Raw genomic sequence first — 16,007 nt, 5'->3', positions numbered from 1 at the left:
CGCGGCGGGGCCGGTCGTCGACAGTGAGGCTTTCTCTACCTTCGTCCACATGGCACTAATCCCCAACTGAAATTCGATGTATCAGGACAACAGTAGAGGTCAGGCCACAACAGGAAACTCACGGACGACGTCACCTCTCCCAGCTCAGCGCACAGTAGTTATGCTGAGACCGCACGACTGGCGAGGGTGGGCAACCACCGGGGAGTGCACGTAGAGCCGACATCGACCGCCTGGGTGTCTCTCGATTTCGATCGAGAGGACCAATCGTGACAGCCCAGATCGTCGATGGCCGCACCGTAGCGGCAGAACTCCTCGACACCGTTACCCACGAGACGGCCCAGTTCGTCCACCAGCACGGCCGCCGCCCATGCCTGGCGACTGTGATTGTCGGCGACGATCCTGCCTCCCACACCTATGTCCGTATGAAGCGCAACCGGTGTGGGTCAGTGGGCATCGAGTCGCGCTACGTGGAACTCCCGATCGACACCACCACAACCACCCTCATCGAAGAGATCACTGCCCTATCCGCGGATCCGACCGTCGACGGAATCCTGCTGCAGCACCCGGTTCCCGACCACATCGACGAACGCGCAGCGTTCGAGGCGATCGCCCCTGACAAGGACGTCGACGGCGTCACCATGCACAGTTTCGCTGCAATGGCCTTCGACGAGAATGGCTTCCACTCCTGCACCCCTGGCGGGATCCTTCGCCTACTCGACGCCTACGACGTCCCGCTGGCCGGCAGGCACGCAGTGGTGATCGGCCGCAGCCCGATCCTCGGAAAACCCGTCGGGATGCTGCTCCTCGCCCGGGACGCGACCGTCACCTATTGCCATTCCCGAACCCGGGACCTGGCTGATCAGGTACGGCGTGCCGATATCGTCGTCGCCGCCGTAGGCCACCCTGAACTGATCCGCGGCGACTGGATCAAGGACGGCGCCGTGGTCATCGACGCGGGCTACAACCCGGGCAACATCGGCGACGTCGACTACGCCGGCGCAGCCGAGCGGGCGCGGCTCATCACGCCGGTACCCGGCGGGGTGGGTCCGATGACGATCGCGGTTCTCCTCGAGCAGACCCTCGCCGCCGCAAAAGCTGCCGAACACAGGTAGCTGCGCGATCCGGTTCTCGGGATACACCGGACCGTGACAGACTCGCCGATGTGGAGCTGTTCCCGATGATCGAACCGTACGACTCGGGACACCTCGTTGTCTCTGATGGCAACTCGTTGTACTGGGAGACCATCGGCGTTCCGTCGGGCGTCCCCGTCGTCTATCTTCACGGAGGCCCTGGATCCGGCTGTACTCTGGGCATGCGTAGATTCTTCGACCCGGACGTGTTCCGCGCGGTGCTGCTCGATCAACGTGGCTGCGGGCGCAGCACGCCCCGTGCCGACGATCCCGACACGGATCTCTCCACGAACACCACCGCCCACCTCGTCGCCGACCTCGAGAAACTCCGTGAACACCTCGGAATCGAGAGATGGGTCGTGGCCGGGGCATCGTGGGGCGTCTGCCTCGGACTGGCATACGCGCAGACACACCCCGCGCGAGTGATCGGGATGGCATTGGGCGCGATCACCTCCGGTAGCCGCAAGGAAGTCGAGTGGATCACCCGCGATATGCGGCGCATTTTCCCTCGTGAGTGGGAACGGTTCGTCGAGCCGGTTCCGGAGGCCGATCGCGACGGCAATCTCGCGGCTGCCTACGCACAACTACTCGCCCACCCCGATGCCGATGTTCGTGAGAATGCCGCGTTGCGCTGGTGCCAGTGGGAGGACACCCATACTTCACTCGTTCCCGGGTGGACGCCCTCCCCTCGCTACCAGGACCCCACCTTCCGAATGATGTTTGTGCGCCTGGTCACTCACTATTGGTGCAATGACCACTTCCTCGCCGAGAACCAACTTCTGGACGGCATGGGCCGACTCGAGGGGATACCGGCGACTCTCGTCCACGGTCGATATGACGTCTCCGGTCCCCTCGACACCGCGTGGGAACTGTCGCGCCGATGGAAAGGCAGCCGTCTCGTAGTCGTCGACGATGCCGGTCATGGCGGCGGCAGTTTCACCAGCGAGTTCATCGAAGCGATCAACAGCTTTGCTGGGACGGCCGGTGGTCGCCCACGCGACATCGGCCAGACCGAGGCGTGAGGACATGGCAGCTGCCCACCACGACACGCGGTCTGCGCACCAAGGCATGTCAAGTTGCGCTGTGACTGTGGCACCGGATTTTCGTGCAACGCGTGCGTCTCGTAGCCGGCGTGGAAGACATTCGGCTATGTCTCCGCTGTCTCCGGCGTCGAACTCGACACCGCTTCCGGCAAGAAGATCACGCTCGGACCGGGGTACGAAAAGAGTCTCAGCCGCGTCGGAACTGTTCTCGATGCTGCCGGGCAGCGATCACGTACCGTCCTTTGACGAGTACGTCGCTGCCCGGCTGTTCCCGCTGAACTTCCAGCCATACACACCGACTGTGACGCGCGCGGATGAATGGAAACGTAGCGGGAGCGGAGCGGGGGAACACATGCAGGTCGACGCTTATGTCACGCATACACCGCACGACCTCCGGCCAACCGTCATTGCCGCACTCGTCGCTCTCCCGCCGCGTAGAGCGAGTGAGCAGAATGAACTCAGTCAGTCGCGCGCTCGGAGAACGTGGACGTAGTTGGCGACGGCAAGCCCACCCATGTTGTGCACTGCGGCAACATCTGCCACCGGGAGCTGCATGGCTCCTGCCGTGCCGGTCAGTTGCATCGCACTGAGGACCAGCTGGGACACCCCCGTCGCACCCACCGGGTGACCCTTGGACTTCAGGCCACCCGACACGTTGACGGGCAGAGCCCCGTCTCGATCGAATGCTCCTTCCGCCAGCTGCCACCCGCCCTTACCGGGCTCGGACAGTCCGAGCACCTCGTAGAGGACGAGTTCGGCGATGGTGAAGCAGTCGTGCAGTTCTACGAAGGACAGGTCCGACGCAGCCACACCTGCCCTCTCCAACGCGGTCCGCCATGCGACGTGTGAGCCGCGCATGGACAAGGGGTCGCGTCTACTCGCGGGGTGAAAGTCGTTGGCCTGTCCCATCCCCGCCAGCCGAACCCCTGCAGTATCGGCGGACGACGACGTTCGATCCGCGGTGGTGACGACCACGGCAGCCGCCCCGTCGGACACCGGTGAACAGTCTGTGCGACGCAGCGGGTCCGCGACCATCGGGTTGTCGGGCCCCACGGTCCGGCAGAAATCGTACGAGAAGTCGCGGTGCAGATGCGCCCACGGGTTCGCGAGCCCGTTTGCGTGGTTCTTCGCCGCGATGCGCGCCATCGCATCACTGGGATCTCCGTACCGCGTGCCATAAGCCCGCGCCACTTCGGCGAACAATCCCGCGAAGCCGACGCTCGATGGCTGGCCGGCACTGTCGTAGTCGGCGCCCACGAGCGCACGCCCGACCACGTCGGCGCCTGCGTCGGTCATCTTCTCCGCGCCGATGACCAGCACGGTGCGTGCCTCGCCGGCGAGAATCGAGTGAACTCCGGTCCGGACAGCCGCAGCACCCGACGCACACGCATTCTCGACGCGCGTCACGGGCTTTCCCCACAGTCTGTCGTCGGCTTGTAGCGCCAGCGACGAGGCGAAGGCCAGGGGCTGCATGCCCGCATTGAAGGTGCCCAGCACGATCTCGTCGACGTCGGCCGCGGTGATTCCGGCGCTCGCGATCGCATCGTTCGCAACGGTGGTGATGAGTTGTTCGAGCGTGGCGTCCTGTTTGCCGAACGGCGTGTGTGCCCATCCGGCCAGCACGACCTCCTGCTCACGAGCTCCGAGCCGACTCGACATCATGACGCCACCTCCACTGCGGAGACCGACTGCGATTCGCTCGCCGCAGAGGCCGGCCCGGTGGGGACCGAGGCGGCTTCAGCGCGTCGAAAATCACTGGGCTGCAGCACGAGCAGCGCCACGATCGACACCAGTCCGGTTGCGACGAAGAAGTACCACGGCGCGGTGATGTCGTCGGTCTTCGTGATGAGCCAGGCGGCCACGAAGGGGGCGCACCCACCGAAGACCGCAACGGGAACGTTGTAGGCGATCGAGATGCCGGTGGACCGGATCCGCGTGGGGATCAGCTCGGTCATGGTCGCGTAGGTCGACGACACGTACAGACCGAACGTCACGGCGGTGGCGAGCAGCGGAAGGAGGAACGATTCGGGTGTCGCTCCGGGTGCAGCCTGGAAGAACCAGAACATCGACGCGGTACCGAGCACACCGACCACGAGCAGGAACGGCTTGCGGCCGTAGCGATCCGTGAACGCACCACCGATCGGCATGACCGCCGCGGCCAGCGCACAGGCCAGCAGGACGTACCAGAATCGGGTCGAGTTGCTGAAGCCGAGAGTGTTGGTCATGAAGGTCGAGGCGAACGTGAGCACCAGGTAGAAGATCGACGAGTGCAACACGATGATGCAGAACACGAGTGCGAGGGAACGCTTCCACCGCATCGATTCACGCAGCGGAGCCTTCTCGTGCTCCCCTGCGGCCTGCAGTGCCATGAACTCCGGGCTGTCCTCCAGCTTGAGGCGGATGTAGGCGGCGATCAGGCCCAGCGGGCCGGCGATGAGGAACGGGATGCGCCATCCCCACGCCGCCATGCCGTCCTCGCCGAGCAGTGCCGTCAGACCGTTCGCGACGAGGCTGCCCAGCATCAGGCCGAGCACGGCGGTCACCATGAGCCAGCTCGTCGAGAAACCCCGACGTCCCGGACCGGCGTACTCAGCGACGAAGCTGGTCACGGTGCCAATCTCACCGCCTGCCGAGAAGCCCTGGACGCAGCGCAACAGGATCAACAGGATCGGTGCGGCGATACCGATCGATGCGTATGTGGGCAGCACACCGATCAGGCACGTCGATCCCGACATCAGGACCATGACGATCATGAGTGTCTGCTTCCGCCCGATCCGGTCGGCCATCGGCCCGAAGAAGATCCCACCCAGCGGCCGGATGAAGAAGCTCAAGGCGAATACCGCGAAGCTGCTGAGCAGAGCGACCGCCGGAGATTGCGAAGCGAAGAACAGTTGCCCCATGGTCACGGCAAGGAATCCGTAGACACCGTAGTCGAACCATTCGATGAGGTGACCGGAGACGGCGCCGACGAAGGCACGTCGCCGTCGAGTCGCTGAGACGGGAGTCGCGGTTGTCATCGTGTGACAGCTCCTTCGGTGTCGGCCAGCTTGAAGCGGCGGATCTTGCCCACGCTGGTGCGCGGCAGTTCGGGTACAACGGTCCACTCGTGTGGACGGGCAGCTCTGGTGAGATTGAGTGCAGCCCACGCTGAAAGCTCATCGGCGCTCGGAGGATCCTGCGCGTCGCGGGCGACCACGTAGGCCACCGGCACCTGGTCCCGGATCTCGTCCGGGCGAGCCAGCACCGCAGCTTCGAGGACACCGGGCGCCTGCGCCACGGTCGCCTCGACCTCGGTCAAGGAGACGTTCTCGCCGGCAACCTTGATGACGTCGTCGGCTCGTCCGACGAAACGCCAGCCGTTCGGGGTCTCGACGGCGAGGTCGCCGGTCAGCATCCAATCCGTACCGTTCTCATCGGTGCGGAACGTCCGTTCCGTCGTTGCCGGGTCGTCGAGATACTCCTCGAAGAGCGTGTCGCCTCGGACCCCGGCGACCGCGATCATCCCGACCTCACCGACTGCAACCGGATCGAGGGTTCCGGGCGTCACCAACTGGGCGACTCGTCCGTCGAGCGGCGTGCCGATCAGGTCGGACACCGGCGGGATGCTGCGGTCGTAGGTCACTACCGGCACCGTCTCCGTCATGCCGTAGAGCTGACGGGGCAGGCATCCGGCGAGTCGGCCGAATTCCTCATGGTGTTCGGCGCCGAGGCTCTGCGCGAACCACACATGCCGCAGTTGTGCGGGCAGCTGGTCGGCCGGGGTACGGGCCAGGACCATGCGCATCGGAGCGGCGAACAGGCTCGCGTGTGTCGCGCCGAGCGCAATCGCGTCGCGCACCCATCCGCTCGCCGAGAAGGTGGCAGTCAACCCGACCCCGGCGCCGACCGCGATCGCCGACGCGAAGCAGTAGTACTGGGCGTTGCCGTGGAAGAGCGGCAGAGTCACCAGCCAGCGGTCACCGGCCCGCAGGTCGGCCGCGGCGGCCATTGCCGTCGCCACCCGGAAGTAGTTGGCCTGGGTCAACACCACTCCCTTGGGCTGGGATGTCGTGCCGGAGGTGAACATGATGGCGAGTCGGTCGGCAGGTCCGGGTGCAGTCCACTCCCCCGTGGCGACCTCGTCGTCGACGAGTCCCACGGCCGAGTCCAGGACGTCGCGGGCCGTCTCGGTCAACTCCGCCGTGGGCAGCCCGTGAACAGCGGCGCCTTCGAGGTAGGCGTCGCGGCGTGCCGACGAGTGGAGTCCCAGCTTCGGCGACGTCCGGCCGATCTGCTGGTCCAGGTCTCTAGCGGAGGCGCTCGGGTCGGCCGGAACGATCCATGCGCCCACCCGCGCAGCTGCAAGCCACAGCGCCACGAAAGCCGGGCAGTTACGAAGGCACAGGTGAATGCCGTCGCCGGCGACGACGCCACGACGACGCAGACCAGCCGCAGTGCGCGCGACGACGTCGTCGAACTCGGTATACGTCCAGCGTGTGACGGTGCCGTCCTCGTCCTGGAACACGAGGAACGTTCCGGCGCCGTGCCCGCGAACCGCAGCCGCCCACAACGAATCGAAAGTACCCGGCAATCCACCGAGTGGTGTGCCCGCATCGTCATCCCGGACTACTACCGCCGCTGCCGATCCAGCGCTTGTGATCCACGTCATGCTCTACATATTCAGTGGTGAACCGACATTTTGCTACGGTCCACAGGCCAACCCGACTGTAAGGTGATTGGAGAAAACTCCAATCAGGGCCCCTCGGTGGATAGATAAGGAGACCCGACGATGACGGTGACACTCGAGTCGGTCGCCGCGATGCTCCGCGCCGAAGCCGAACAGATCGCGCAGAAAGCGGCCGACGACATCCACCGCGAACTCCCCGACTACCTGAGCATCGACCGCAACGAGCTCATCGCTTCGGCCCGGCTGAATGTGGCGCGCGGCATGCTCACTCTCGAAGAAGGGCGAGCACCGCGCGATATCCCCGATGGCGAAGCACGGCACACGACCCGTCGGCGGATCAGCCAGGGCATGACCATCGAAGACATCATCCGGGCATATCGACTCAGCCTCAACGCCATCCACAACCGCTTCATCGAAGTCGCACGGGAACTCTCGTTGACGGCCGAGTCGACACTGCGCGGCTCGACGCTCCTGTGGGACGTCGGCGACTGGTTCGTCGCCGACGCCGTCAAGGAATACCGGGCGCACGCCGTCTCGGAAGCGGTCCGTCGATCTGTGGAAGAAGCCGACGTGCTCCGGTCCCTCTTGTCCGGATCAACCCTCGACCCTGCTCTGCTCCCCCGGGTACGCGCCCTCGGCATGGATCCCAGCCGCGAGCACTACGTCGTCTTCGGGCACCCGACATCGAGCAGCCGGGAGCGGTGGACCGCAGACATGAGCAGGTACGGATCGACACCCGGCGGCGCAGCCCTGGTGGCGGAGGTATCCGGACGCACCGCCGCCTTGGTCACCCGCGTGCCACGCGAGATCGCGGACCGCGGGGTGCTTGCCGTGGGACCCTCTGCCCCACTGCATGAGGTCGGTGCATCCGCCGCCGTGGCAGAACAGATCCTCACGCTCGTACCCGGTGGAATACCGGGCCTGCACGACCCCAGCACGATGTCGTGGCGACTGGGCATCCCCGGAGCTCCGCTGGCCACGCAGTTGCTCCGACAGCGCTACGTCGAACCTCTTGCAGGAGAGGGTGATTTCGGCGCGATCCTGCTCGACACCGTGCAGGCCCACCTCGAACACGACCGAGTCGTGCGCGCGACGGCCGAGGCACTCGTCATCCACCAGAACACACTGCGTCACCGGCTCGCTCGCTTCGAAGAGCTGACCTCATGTTCTCTCGACTCGACTGATACCGTCGTCGAACTCAGTTGGGTTCTTGCTGCCCGCCAGAGTGGGGGCAGTATCGACGCATGAGCGAGACGCTCCGGGGCGCGCGTTCGACTGTTCAGCTGTTCCAAGTGCTCGAACCGTACGACTCAGGACACCTTCGTTGTCTCTGACGGCAACTCGTTGCACTGTGGGGCCATTGGACTGACTTGCGCACAACATTCCGAATGATGTGTGCACGCCTCGTCACTCACCATTGGGTAGCAACGACCCCATCCTCGCCGAGATGACATCGCCCGGTCGAGGACCTGAGCATCATCCAAGACGGTTCTCACGTCCGGTTCTGATCACGCAGGCACGTCCCCGAGATGCTCAGCCCATCCGTAGCTCGTCGCCGTGTGACTGAGCAGAGTGCCCGGCGCGAGCATGTTGACCACACCGTCGGGTCGTCGCATTCCCGTCGTGATGGTGCCGCGCTCCCCGATAAGTTCGCTGGTAACGGGATCGGTTATCAGATCATTGACATACCCGTAGTCGTCGGTCGCGGTGTACGCGCGACCTGGAACACCATCGAAGTTCGGCACCCCATCGGTGACGGTGATCCCGGGATCGACCTGTAGAGCAGCGAGCAGATTGGCGCGCACCTCGTCGGGCACTACACCGGTTCTCAACACGGCTGCCACCTGCGCGAGGATGTCACTGGCCCGGTTCGGGGCGTAGCTGCTGTCGGCGACGAGACGCTCGTGCAGCGAGTGTGGATCAGTGGGCAGAGAGGCGAGGAACAAGCGCGAAGGACGGACCCAATCAGGTGGCGCGGTGCATTGCTCTCGCCGATCCGTTTCTGCGGCCATGTCGCCACATCGAGCACGTAGCTCGCGGAAGTCTGCAGATTGCGGCTCGATGCCCTGTGCTGCCATCTGTTCGGGCGTACCCAGGATCCACTCGGTGGGGCCGCTGACGGTGTTGCGATGAAGCCACTGATCGGAATAGCGATCGGGAATCCAGGTTTCGACCCGTGAATCGAACATGTGCACGAAGTCGACCTCGCGGTCCCAGTCGAGCTTGACGTGATAGGTGTACACACCGTGGGTCTGAGCGTAGGTGTAGCCGGACCCGGCGGGTGTCCCCTCGTCTTCGTAGTAGAAGACGCTGCCGTCGGCTGCTCGTTCCTGCTGCGAGTACGGTGGTGACGAGTCGCTCGCACAACCTCCGGTCAACGCGACCGCGACGATCAAGGTCGCCGCTACCCGCACACCTGGCCAGCGGTCCGTGGACATCGCGCCTCCGTTTCGCACGCTCTCTGGGAGCCTATCCAGCTCCGACAACGATGGCAGGTTGAAGTCCTCCCGGCCGTGAACGACCAGAATTCCTCCTGCGGCACGGTGTACCGCTCCGGTGGGTTCCTGTTTCATCGAGTCGTGCTCCCCTCTAGGCGGGGAGGCTTACCGTCTCTCCGCAGGCGTTTTGCCTCTCCACCCGTCCGGCGGCGAGGATGTTGACGGCGGCGTTGAGGTCGCGGTTGAGGACAGCCCCACAGGGGCAAGTCCATTCCCGCACCGACAACAGTTTCTTCCCGTCGACCCGTCCACACGTCGAGCACATCTGGCTCGAGGGGAACCATCGGTCGATCTTGTGGAAGGTGCGCCCGTACCGGGCGGCTTTCTCTTCGAGCATCCGGGTGAACATGCCCCACCCGGCGTCGTGCACCGATTTCGCCAGCCGGGTCCGCGCCAGCCCGGTGATACACAGGTCCTCGACGTAGATCGCTTGGTTCTCGCGGATCAGCGTCGTGGAGTGTTTGTGTACCCAGTCTTTGCGGGTGTCGGCGACTTTCGCGTGTGCCTTGGCGACCTTGATGCGGGCCTTGGCCCGGTTGTTGCCGCCTTTCTGTGTGCGGGACAGGTTCTGCTGCGCTTTGCGGAGGCGTCGTTCGGCGCGGCGGAAGAATTTCGGGGAAGCGATGACCGTGCCGTCCGAGGCGACCGCGAACGTGTCGAGTCCCAGGTCGATGCCGATCTCGGTGTCGAGTTCCGGCAGTGGCTCGTCGGTGGTCTCGACTACGAACGAGGCGAAGTATCGGCCCGCCGCGTCCTGACAGGCCTGGACCAACACCACCGACGACACCTCGGAAAGCCACACCCGCTGCGGAGTCTTCTTCGCTTCGGTGATGACCCGTTTCTGTACAGCGGTGTCAGAGATCTTCACCCCGGCCGCGTGCGCGTCCTGCCGGGCGCGCAACGCATCGTTGAACACCACCCGTGCGCATCCGAACGACCGGGCCAGCATGGTCTGCTGGCCGGGCGTCGGATACACGCGATAGCGGTATCGGAGTTGCACGCCCGCACCATACAAGCGACCACCGACACACACCGCTCGACAGATCGGCTGTCCCGGCCGTGAACGAACGGGCTTGCGCCGAAGATAGTGCGGTCAGACACGACGCCGACGCCACGCCCATACACACAAACCGATTCCCGCGAGTGACGCCACCGATAGGACCCATCTCCACCGGCTCAGCATCACGAATCGCTGGTACTGCTCGCTCGACAAGAACTGCAAGCCCGGCCGATTCACAGTGGGAGGTTCCCACCAGTAACTCCCCGAGCCGGTCAGCACCTGAGGCCATGCGAAGACGGCTATCGCGGCCGCGACGAGAATGCACGTCGCGGGAAATGCCACCCAGAACCAGGGAACCCCTGAAGCGGGCCCCAGCTGAGCTCGCCGCGGCACGACGATGCCCGCCGTCAAACCCACAGCTCCAAGAACGCACAGCACCAACCACGCCATGGTTTCGGAGACTACGGCTCTTCCATCTGGAAGGCCGGGACAATGCGCACGACGACCCGTTGCAGACCCACGAGTCGGCGTAGTGGTCAAAGGGCCATCCAGCAGTACATGCCCTCACCCCGCTGACGCGCAGTCTGCGCGAGCGCGCGCCAGTCGCGGAGCATCGGCAGCAACTGAGCGGGATCCCCCGCGCCCCAGAACTCCTCGGTCTCCGACCACGGTCCGACAACCTCCGCGAGGCGCTCATCGGTCGCCGCCGCAAGCGCGATGGTGAAAGCGTCCGGCATCGAAACAATCCACGCCGCTTCATGATCCGGATCGCTGATCAGCCGGGCCCAGGTCCGATCCCCAATGATCCGGTCGGAGGGTTCACCGGAGAGCAGAGCCATCAACGTGCCTGCCTGAACAGTCGCCTCGACCGCATCGAGTACGGGCGCGTGCGACAGGGCGGGCCCGTCGTCGACAGTGGCAGCCGCAGTCTCGTCGTCCGGTGCGGTGAAGTACGTGTTGATGACGCCCATACGACCCATCCTGGCAGAGGCCGCGGCGACCGCGGGATTCGCTTACAAACGCACCGGAGGCAGTGGTTCGATGTCGGCTCGCGACTCTGAGCCGAATCGCGTATCCCGGATCGCCGACAGCGCGTCCGAAAGAGTCGGCCCGAGCAGGTGCAGCGAATTTAACCCGCGCGATTCCCACACTGGGAACTCGCCGTCCGCGCGACGAGCTGACGTGTCCCAGAGCAGTGCGTCGCCGTTCTCGCTCCATCCGAATACATGCAGCGCCTCGATAAGTGCCCAGTCGCCGTCCGGTTCGATCATCCAGTCGAACTCCTCGACGCGACCGACCCTGTAACTGTCACGAAACCGCTCGGTGAGTACCTCTGCGCGCCCACGTCCGTCCGCGTAGCCCGGAAACACCGGCGGATAGATCAGCCAGAGACCGAAGGTCCGCGCCCAGCCGTACCGCCGGATGAAGTCTCGATAGGACGGCGGGTATCCCCCGCCGTCGGCGAACAGAAACGATTCGAACGCGGCGAAATCTATGTGCCCCGTAGACAAGTCCACGACGTCATCGGACCAGTGTGGGCGAGCTTCCGGCATAGGTGCACAGTACCGGGACGCCGTCGGTGCTCGGCCGCACCGGTCAGTGGAGACGGGATCCTGATCGGCTCGGCGTGCGGCACCCTGCCCTTGGCAACCTCATTGGCGAGGCCGGGAGGCGACTTCGAGAGCGACACGGGTAAGGGCTTCTTCTGCTGGGAGAGCAGCTTGGGCGGATGCCGTCAGATCGTATCGCGCAGCGTGTCGATGATCCGCACAACCAGACGGTCCTCGAGCTCCCGCTCGCTCGCATCGCTGTCGATCGCAAGGAATTCCAGCGTGAACGGATCCTTGGTGAGCTGCTGCGCCAGCTCGGAGTCCCGCTGCTCGAGCGCGGCACCGAAGTTCGAAGGTGCAGCACCCTGCCGGCCGTGGAGACGCGTGGTGATCTGATGAGCGAGCACGGAACGCGACCACCCGTGATCGGCGTCCTGAGCGGCGTACCACTCACGCAGATCCTGGTCGTCGAGCTTGTCGAGAAGTTCGGCGATGTGACCCCACGGCAATTGTCCAACGGGTCGTTGGACAATTGCGTCTTCGTCGGGCCATGCCTCGGCAAAACGCCGCATGTAGAACAGGTTCGCTCGCGAGAAGCCCTTCATGGTGGGGAACTCTGCGCGTAGGTCCGCGGCGAGCCGGGACAGCACCTTGGTTCCCCAACGCTCGGTCTGCTGGCGTTCCAAGATCGTGTGGCCGATCTGCCAGTAGAGGCGGATCAGTTCGGTATTGACCTTCCGCTGTGCCTGGTACCGCGCCTGGTGTATGCGGCGCTTGAGTTCCTCGAGCGTCGCGGCGTAGTCCGTGGGTTCGAGCTCTGCCATACCTGGAGCATTGCATCCATGTCTGACCCGTCGGGCATCCCTGAATTGAGCGGTACGCCCATGACGGCCACGGAGCTCGCCCCCGGGGTGACCGGGACAGACTTCAGTTCGAGCCCGGACAGATTCGCCACGGGGTACGACGCGCTAGGCAATGCGTGCGCACCTCCCGAGGCAACAGGGAGCCCGTCGTAGATCACGAACTCAGGCTGCATCATGCGGGCAGGCCCTCTGACCGCGGCACGTTCACCCACAGGCCCCCTCGGGAGACCCGACCGACCAGAACCCGTCGGGCGATTCGGCGGGAATCAGCGGTTCGATCCACCGCGTCACGACCTCCACGACCACGGCCTCGAGATCGTCGCGCGTCCAACCGAATGGCCGCGACGGCACCGCAGGCTCCCACCCGAGCTCGCCCCATTCCACACCGAAGAGCCGACGCTCCTCGTCGAAGCGGCGATCGAGCAGGAAGGCATCACGCCCGTCGAAGCGGGCCCAGACGTCGAACGGCCCCTCGCCGTCCTGGTCGACAAAAACCTCGATGGTGATGCCCTCGATGTCGGCACCGTCTGCGCGCGCCGCGGCGAGGAACCCGATGAGCCGGTCGGCAACCTCGCTCGAGGCCGTCGTGAGAATCCGCCGCACCGCGGCCTCGTAATCGCCTGTGTCCACGCGGTCAGAATATCCGCCGGTCAGGCACAGCTCAGGAGACCTCGATATCGGAGAACGCCCTCGCCTCCCGCCTCATACGAAAGTGGCTGCGGCGCAGGTAATGACGCCGGGACCGTGGCGCCCCCTGCAGCGCTACGGTCCCGGCGAGTCCGGTGGCCAGCACGGCAAGCGTGCGGGCAGGTCTTCACGGCGCCGCGAAGGAGTATCCTTGCGCGCGCCGCTCAGATGACGAGGGCGGCGACACCGACACAGACAACGGCGAGCACAGCGACCAACGCACCCAAGGCAAGGGAGCCGGTCAGCGCCAGCACAGGTGCGCCGGCAGGCACCCCGGAACCGAGCGCGATGGCCGTGTGCGACCGGAATCGGGACTCCGACAGCTCGGAGTCGTTCGTGCGGGAATCCATCCGAGACTCGGGCATCACAGGACTTTGAGCCCCTTTGCCGAGGCGCCGCGGTTCCCCATGCGGATACATCGAGTCGGTCGGCGACATCGGCAGCGGCATGTTCCTCGGCCCTTTCGAAACTCCAGCCGGATCGGTGGTTGTCCGGCTCCTCCTGGGAGCTGTGGGTGTGAGGTGCGGCGGTATGTCTATCGCCAACGGTTTTTATTGCGAAGTATCACAACCGTTTACCCACGAGCTAGTTCTACATCACACACGCGACCGGGTCCACCCAGGCAGAACGCCAGGTTTGTGCTGGTGAGAGGCAATTTCGGCACGTTCGTACACATTGTCGACGATCGCGTCGACAGGGCATGGTCGGCTGTTCCGCCCCTGGTGACGGGGGTTTCTGCGCATTTCGCGGGGTTACCAGCAGTAAGCAGACAACTCACAGCGCTCGGGCACCGCTGACTCTCCGACGTCGGCAGATGGGCCCTTCAGCGGAAGTATTGAGATCTTTGTACCCACCGAACGTTGCGGTAGTACCCAACGGAAATCGGGTGGTACGCCCGTGGCGTCCCGCCCCCGAGGGGAAGTCACCCCGTCCCATGAGCCAGTTCTCCACTACGGTCCGGCATCCCCTGCACGAGTGGTCTTTCGCCGCCAGTGCTCGCGGTCGTCGGCGAGCACCCACTCGACCACGTCGTCGTCGGGGCGAACGGAATCGGTGAGCCAGTGGGTCTCGTCGGGTGCCCACCCGGCGATCACGCTCGCGGTGTCGTCGTCGACGCAGATCGCTGTTCCCGCCGCGGCGAGATATCCTCTCACCGTGAGGTGCACTCCCCCGTACGCCTCGGCGACGCGACTCCAATCGGGCATCACCCAACGTCCGTCGCGCCCGGTGGTCCGATACCAGTCGTGACGTTTCTGCGCCGTCACCTCCAAGGGGTATCGACGGCACAGATCGGCCCACGCATCGGCGCCGTCGATTTCGAGCACCTCTATGCCCGCGGACACTCGCATGCGTCGAGCGAAAGCCTGCTTCCATCCCATGCTGTCTTCGACGAACAGGATGCCTGCCGGCAGCCCATCGTCGAGCGACCGCGCCGAACACCGCGCCTCCCATGGAAAAGACCACCACTCACCCGAGAAGTTCGCCTTCGGGTCTCGCGGGCGATCACGCTCCGCTTTCGCTTCCTGCTCGACGACGCGGTCGCGGCACTTCGCCAGGCGCTCGGTAAGCGGCGCTTGTTCGCGGGGCTCCTGCGGCGTCGATTCAGCAGTGTCGGCCCAGCCCACCGACCACTGGTCGTTGCGAGCGACCTCGTCCGGCCACCAGTCGACGTAACGCGACTGCACAATGTGGTCGGCGACGCGTCGCAGTTCTCGTCGCATGGGAGCTGCAGCGGCGAGGACGTCCTCCCCGTCGGGTTCCTGCCAGTAGCGGGCGTGGTCCACCGCCATCCCGAGCGCCGACCGCAAGGCAGCTGCGGTCACGTCAGGCAGACGCACTGTCGCGAGCCGGTGGGCAACCTCCTCCGGCGAGACATCGGGTAGCGGTTCGTCCGCGCCGGGCCCGAAGATGGTTCCCGGGTTGGGGTCGAGGTTATGTGCGGCGTAGAAGACTGCGGAGTTGAAAGAACTCCGGTCGTAATTCTGCTGCGCGGCACGGTCGGCTTCCCGCGCAAATTCCAAGAACAACCTACGGCCGCGAGGGCCTGTCAACAGTGCGTCTGCCGTCATGCCGACCAGTAGATCACCGGACGACCGCGTCCAGAGCGGTCACACCGCAGTTCCCAGCAGCGGCCATCAGCTCCACTCGCATGCGATGCCGTCGTCGTCGCGATCCAATTCGGATCGATATCCCGGCGATTCTCGATTGAGCGGCGCCGCGCCGGCAGCGCGCGCCGCCTCACAGTTCTTGTAGTAGGCGCTCGGCCGCTCCTGAGGTGCAGGTGGCGGGGTGTACTCAGTGGTGTACACGGGCGGCGGCGGTTCGTACGTCGTCTCTGGCGGCGGTGGGGTGTATACGGGAGGCGGTGGGGTGTATACGGGAGGCGGTGGCGTCTACTCCGTGGTTGTCGGGACGCTCGACGAACTGGTCTCCGACGGAGGTTGCACAATCTCACGAGTTGTCGGATTCTCACTCGTTGCCCTCGACACTGTATGTGCTGGTGTCGTGGAGACCACGGTCACCGGCGCGACCCCAGGTTCATGATCCGAACCGAGCGCCGAGACCACTAC

At 65.1% G+C, this 16,007-nt stretch carries 16 protein-coding genes and 1 riboswitch; of the genes, 3 read left to right on the top strand and 13 right to left on the bottom strand.

Annotated elements, in window-relative coordinates; genetic code table 11:
• Nucleotides 1-163 precede the first annotated feature (163 nt).
• Nucleotides 164-243: riboswitch (ZMP/ZTP riboswitch) on the top strand.
• Nucleotides 244-266: 23 nt separating this feature from the next.
• Complete coding sequence (locus ACSYG9_RS18800; protein WP_454839511.1) at nucleotides 267-1,112, top strand: bifunctional 5,10-methylenetetrahydrofolate dehydrogenase/5,10-methenyltetrahydrofolate cyclohydrolase; 846 nt, start codon at nucleotides 267-269, stop codon at nucleotides 1,110-1,112.
• Between the two features lie 65 nt (nucleotides 1,113-1,177).
• Complete coding sequence (gene pip, locus ACSYG9_RS18795; RefSeq protein WP_454842999.1) at nucleotides 1,178-2,152, top strand: prolyl aminopeptidase; 975 nt, start codon at nucleotides 1,178-1,180, stop codon at nucleotides 2,150-2,152.
• A 483-nt stretch (nucleotides 2,153-2,635) separates the two neighbouring features.
• Here pip and ACSYG9_RS18790 read toward each other — a convergent pair whose 3' ends face one another.
• Genes ACSYG9_RS18790 through ACSYG9_RS18780 form a run of 3 tightly spaced genes read right to left on the bottom strand, consistent with a single transcriptional unit; the run spans nucleotide 2,636 to nucleotide 6,821 of the window.
• On the bottom strand, nucleotides 2,636-3,835 hold the full coding sequence (locus ACSYG9_RS18790) for a thiolase domain-containing protein (RefSeq protein ID WP_454839510.1): 1,200 nt from the start codon (nucleotides 3,833-3,835) through the stop codon (nucleotides 2,636-2,638).
• Nucleotides 3,832-5,190 carry an MFS transporter gene (locus ACSYG9_RS18785; RefSeq protein ID WP_454839509.1) on the bottom strand — a complete coding sequence of 453 codons (1,359 nt, stop codon included), beginning with the start codon at nucleotides 5,188-5,190 and terminating at the stop codon, nucleotides 3,832-3,834. Before ACSYG9_RS18785 ends, ACSYG9_RS18790 begins: the two co-directional genes overlap by 4 nt.
• Nucleotides 5,187-6,821 carry a class I adenylate-forming enzyme family protein gene (locus tag ACSYG9_RS18780; protein WP_454839508.1) on the bottom strand — a complete coding sequence of 545 codons (1,635 nt, stop codon included), beginning with the start codon at nucleotides 6,819-6,821 and terminating at the stop codon, nucleotides 5,187-5,189. The genes ACSYG9_RS18785 and ACSYG9_RS18780 overlap by 4 nt, the downstream gene beginning before the upstream one ends.
• A 120-nt stretch (nucleotides 6,822-6,941) precedes the next feature.
• Here ACSYG9_RS18780 and ACSYG9_RS18775 point away from each other — a divergent pair, with 120 nt between their 5' ends.
• Nucleotides 6,942-8,087: a PucR family transcriptional regulator gene (locus tag ACSYG9_RS18775; protein ID WP_454839507.1), complete on the top strand. Its 1,146-nt coding sequence runs from the start codon at nucleotides 6,942-6,944 to the stop codon at nucleotides 8,085-8,087.
• Nucleotides 8,088-8,347: 260 nt separating this feature from the next.
• Here the strand turns inward: ACSYG9_RS18775 and ACSYG9_RS18770 are convergent, their stop codons facing one another.
• From ACSYG9_RS18770 to ACSYG9_RS18725, 10 genes are all read right to left on the bottom strand, one after another.
• A complete protein-coding gene (locus tag ACSYG9_RS18770) occupies nucleotides 8,348-9,277 on the bottom strand; it encodes a hypothetical protein (protein WP_454839505.1) in 930 nt (309 codons plus the stop codon).
• A gap of 151 nt (nucleotides 9,278-9,428) precedes the next feature.
• On the bottom strand, nucleotides 9,429-10,337 hold the full coding sequence (locus ACSYG9_RS18765; RefSeq protein ID WP_454839504.1) for an RNA-guided endonuclease InsQ/TnpB family protein: 909 nt from the start codon (nucleotides 10,335-10,337) through the stop codon (nucleotides 9,429-9,431).
• Between the two features lie 93 nt (nucleotides 10,338-10,430).
• Nucleotides 10,431-10,787, bottom strand: a complete 357-nt coding sequence (locus ACSYG9_RS18760) for an amino acid permease (RefSeq protein ID WP_454839503.1) — start codon at nucleotides 10,785-10,787, stop codon at nucleotides 10,431-10,433.
• 86 nt (nucleotides 10,788-10,873) lie between these two features.
• A complete protein-coding gene (locus tag ACSYG9_RS18755; protein WP_454839502.1) occupies nucleotides 10,874-11,308 on the bottom strand; it encodes a hypothetical protein in 435 nt (144 codons plus the stop codon).
• 42 nt (nucleotides 11,309-11,350) lie between these two features.
• On the bottom strand, nucleotides 11,351-11,854 hold the full coding sequence (locus tag ACSYG9_RS18750) for a hypothetical protein (protein ID WP_454839501.1): 504 nt from the start codon (nucleotides 11,852-11,854) through the stop codon (nucleotides 11,351-11,353).
• A 218-nt stretch (nucleotides 11,855-12,072) separates the two neighbouring features.
• Nucleotides 12,073-12,711: a DUF1016 N-terminal domain-containing protein gene (locus ACSYG9_RS18745; RefSeq protein ID WP_454839500.1), complete on the bottom strand. Its 639-nt coding sequence runs from the start codon at nucleotides 12,709-12,711 to the stop codon at nucleotides 12,073-12,075.
• 243 nt (nucleotides 12,712-12,954) lie between these two features.
• The gene (locus tag ACSYG9_RS18740; protein ID WP_454839498.1) at nucleotides 12,955-13,380 is read right to left on the bottom strand and encodes a DUF6389 family protein; all 426 of its coding nucleotides are present in this window, start codon (nucleotides 13,378-13,380) and stop codon (nucleotides 12,955-12,957) included.
• Nucleotides 13,381-13,601: 221 nt separating this feature from the next.
• Nucleotides 13,602-13,802, bottom strand: a complete 201-nt coding sequence (locus ACSYG9_RS18735; protein ID WP_454839497.1) for a hypothetical protein — start codon at nucleotides 13,800-13,802, stop codon at nucleotides 13,602-13,604.
• Between the two features lie 585 nt (nucleotides 13,803-14,387).
• Entirely contained in the window at nucleotides 14,388-15,506 is a 1,119-nt protein-coding gene (locus tag ACSYG9_RS18730; protein ID WP_454839495.1) for a hypothetical protein, read from the bottom strand.
• A gap of 66 nt (nucleotides 15,507-15,572) precedes the next feature.
• Nucleotides 15,573-15,746: an excalibur calcium-binding domain-containing protein gene (locus tag ACSYG9_RS18725; RefSeq protein WP_454839493.1), complete on the bottom strand. Its 174-nt coding sequence runs from the start codon at nucleotides 15,744-15,746 to the stop codon at nucleotides 15,573-15,575.
• Between the last annotated feature and the right edge of the window lie 261 nt (nucleotides 15,747-16,007).

It is taken from the genome of Rhodococcus sp. SJ-2 (assembly GCF_053750035.1).
This window is presented reverse-complemented; position numbering and strand designations above follow the sequence as displayed.

Coding starts and splice junctions, on each gene's coding strand:
- pip (WP_454842999.1), top strand. CDS start 1,178: ATGATCGAACCGTACGACTCGGGACACCTCGTTGTCTCTGATGGCAAC.
- ACSYG9_RS18790 (WP_454839510.1), bottom strand. CDS start 3,835: ATGATGTCGAGTCGGCTCGGAGCTCGTGAGCAGGAGGTCGTGCTGGCC.
- ACSYG9_RS18785 (WP_454839509.1), bottom strand. CDS start 5,190: ATGACAACCGCGACTCCCGTCTCAGCGACTCGACGGCGACGTGCCTTC.
- ACSYG9_RS18780 (WP_454839508.1), bottom strand. CDS start 6,821: ATGACGTGGATCACAAGCGCTGGATCGGCAGCGGCGGTAGTAGTCCGG.
- ACSYG9_RS18775 (WP_454839507.1), top strand. CDS start 6,942: ATGACGGTGACACTCGAGTCGGTCGCCGCGATGCTCCGCGCCGAAGCC.
- ACSYG9_RS18770 (WP_454839505.1), bottom strand. CDS start 9,277: ATGTCCACGGACCGCTGGCCAGGTGTGCGGGTAGCGGCGACCTTGATC.
- ACSYG9_RS18760 (WP_454839503.1), bottom strand. CDS start 10,787: ATGGCGTGGTTGGTGCTGTGCGTTCTTGGAGCTGTGGGTTTGACGGCG.
- ACSYG9_RS18755 (WP_454839502.1), bottom strand. CDS start 11,308: ATGGGCGTCATCAACACGTACTTCACCGCACCGGACGACGAGACTGCG.
- ACSYG9_RS18745 (WP_454839500.1), bottom strand. CDS start 12,711: ATGGCAGAGCTCGAACCCACGGACTACGCCGCGACGCTCGAGGAACTC.
- ACSYG9_RS18735 (WP_454839497.1), bottom strand. CDS start 13,802: ATGCCCGAGTCTCGGATGGATTCCCGCACGAACGACTCCGAGCTGTCG.
- ACSYG9_RS18730 (WP_454839495.1), bottom strand. CDS start 15,506: ATGACGGCAGACGCACTGTTGACAGGCCCTCGCGGCCGTAGGTTGTTC.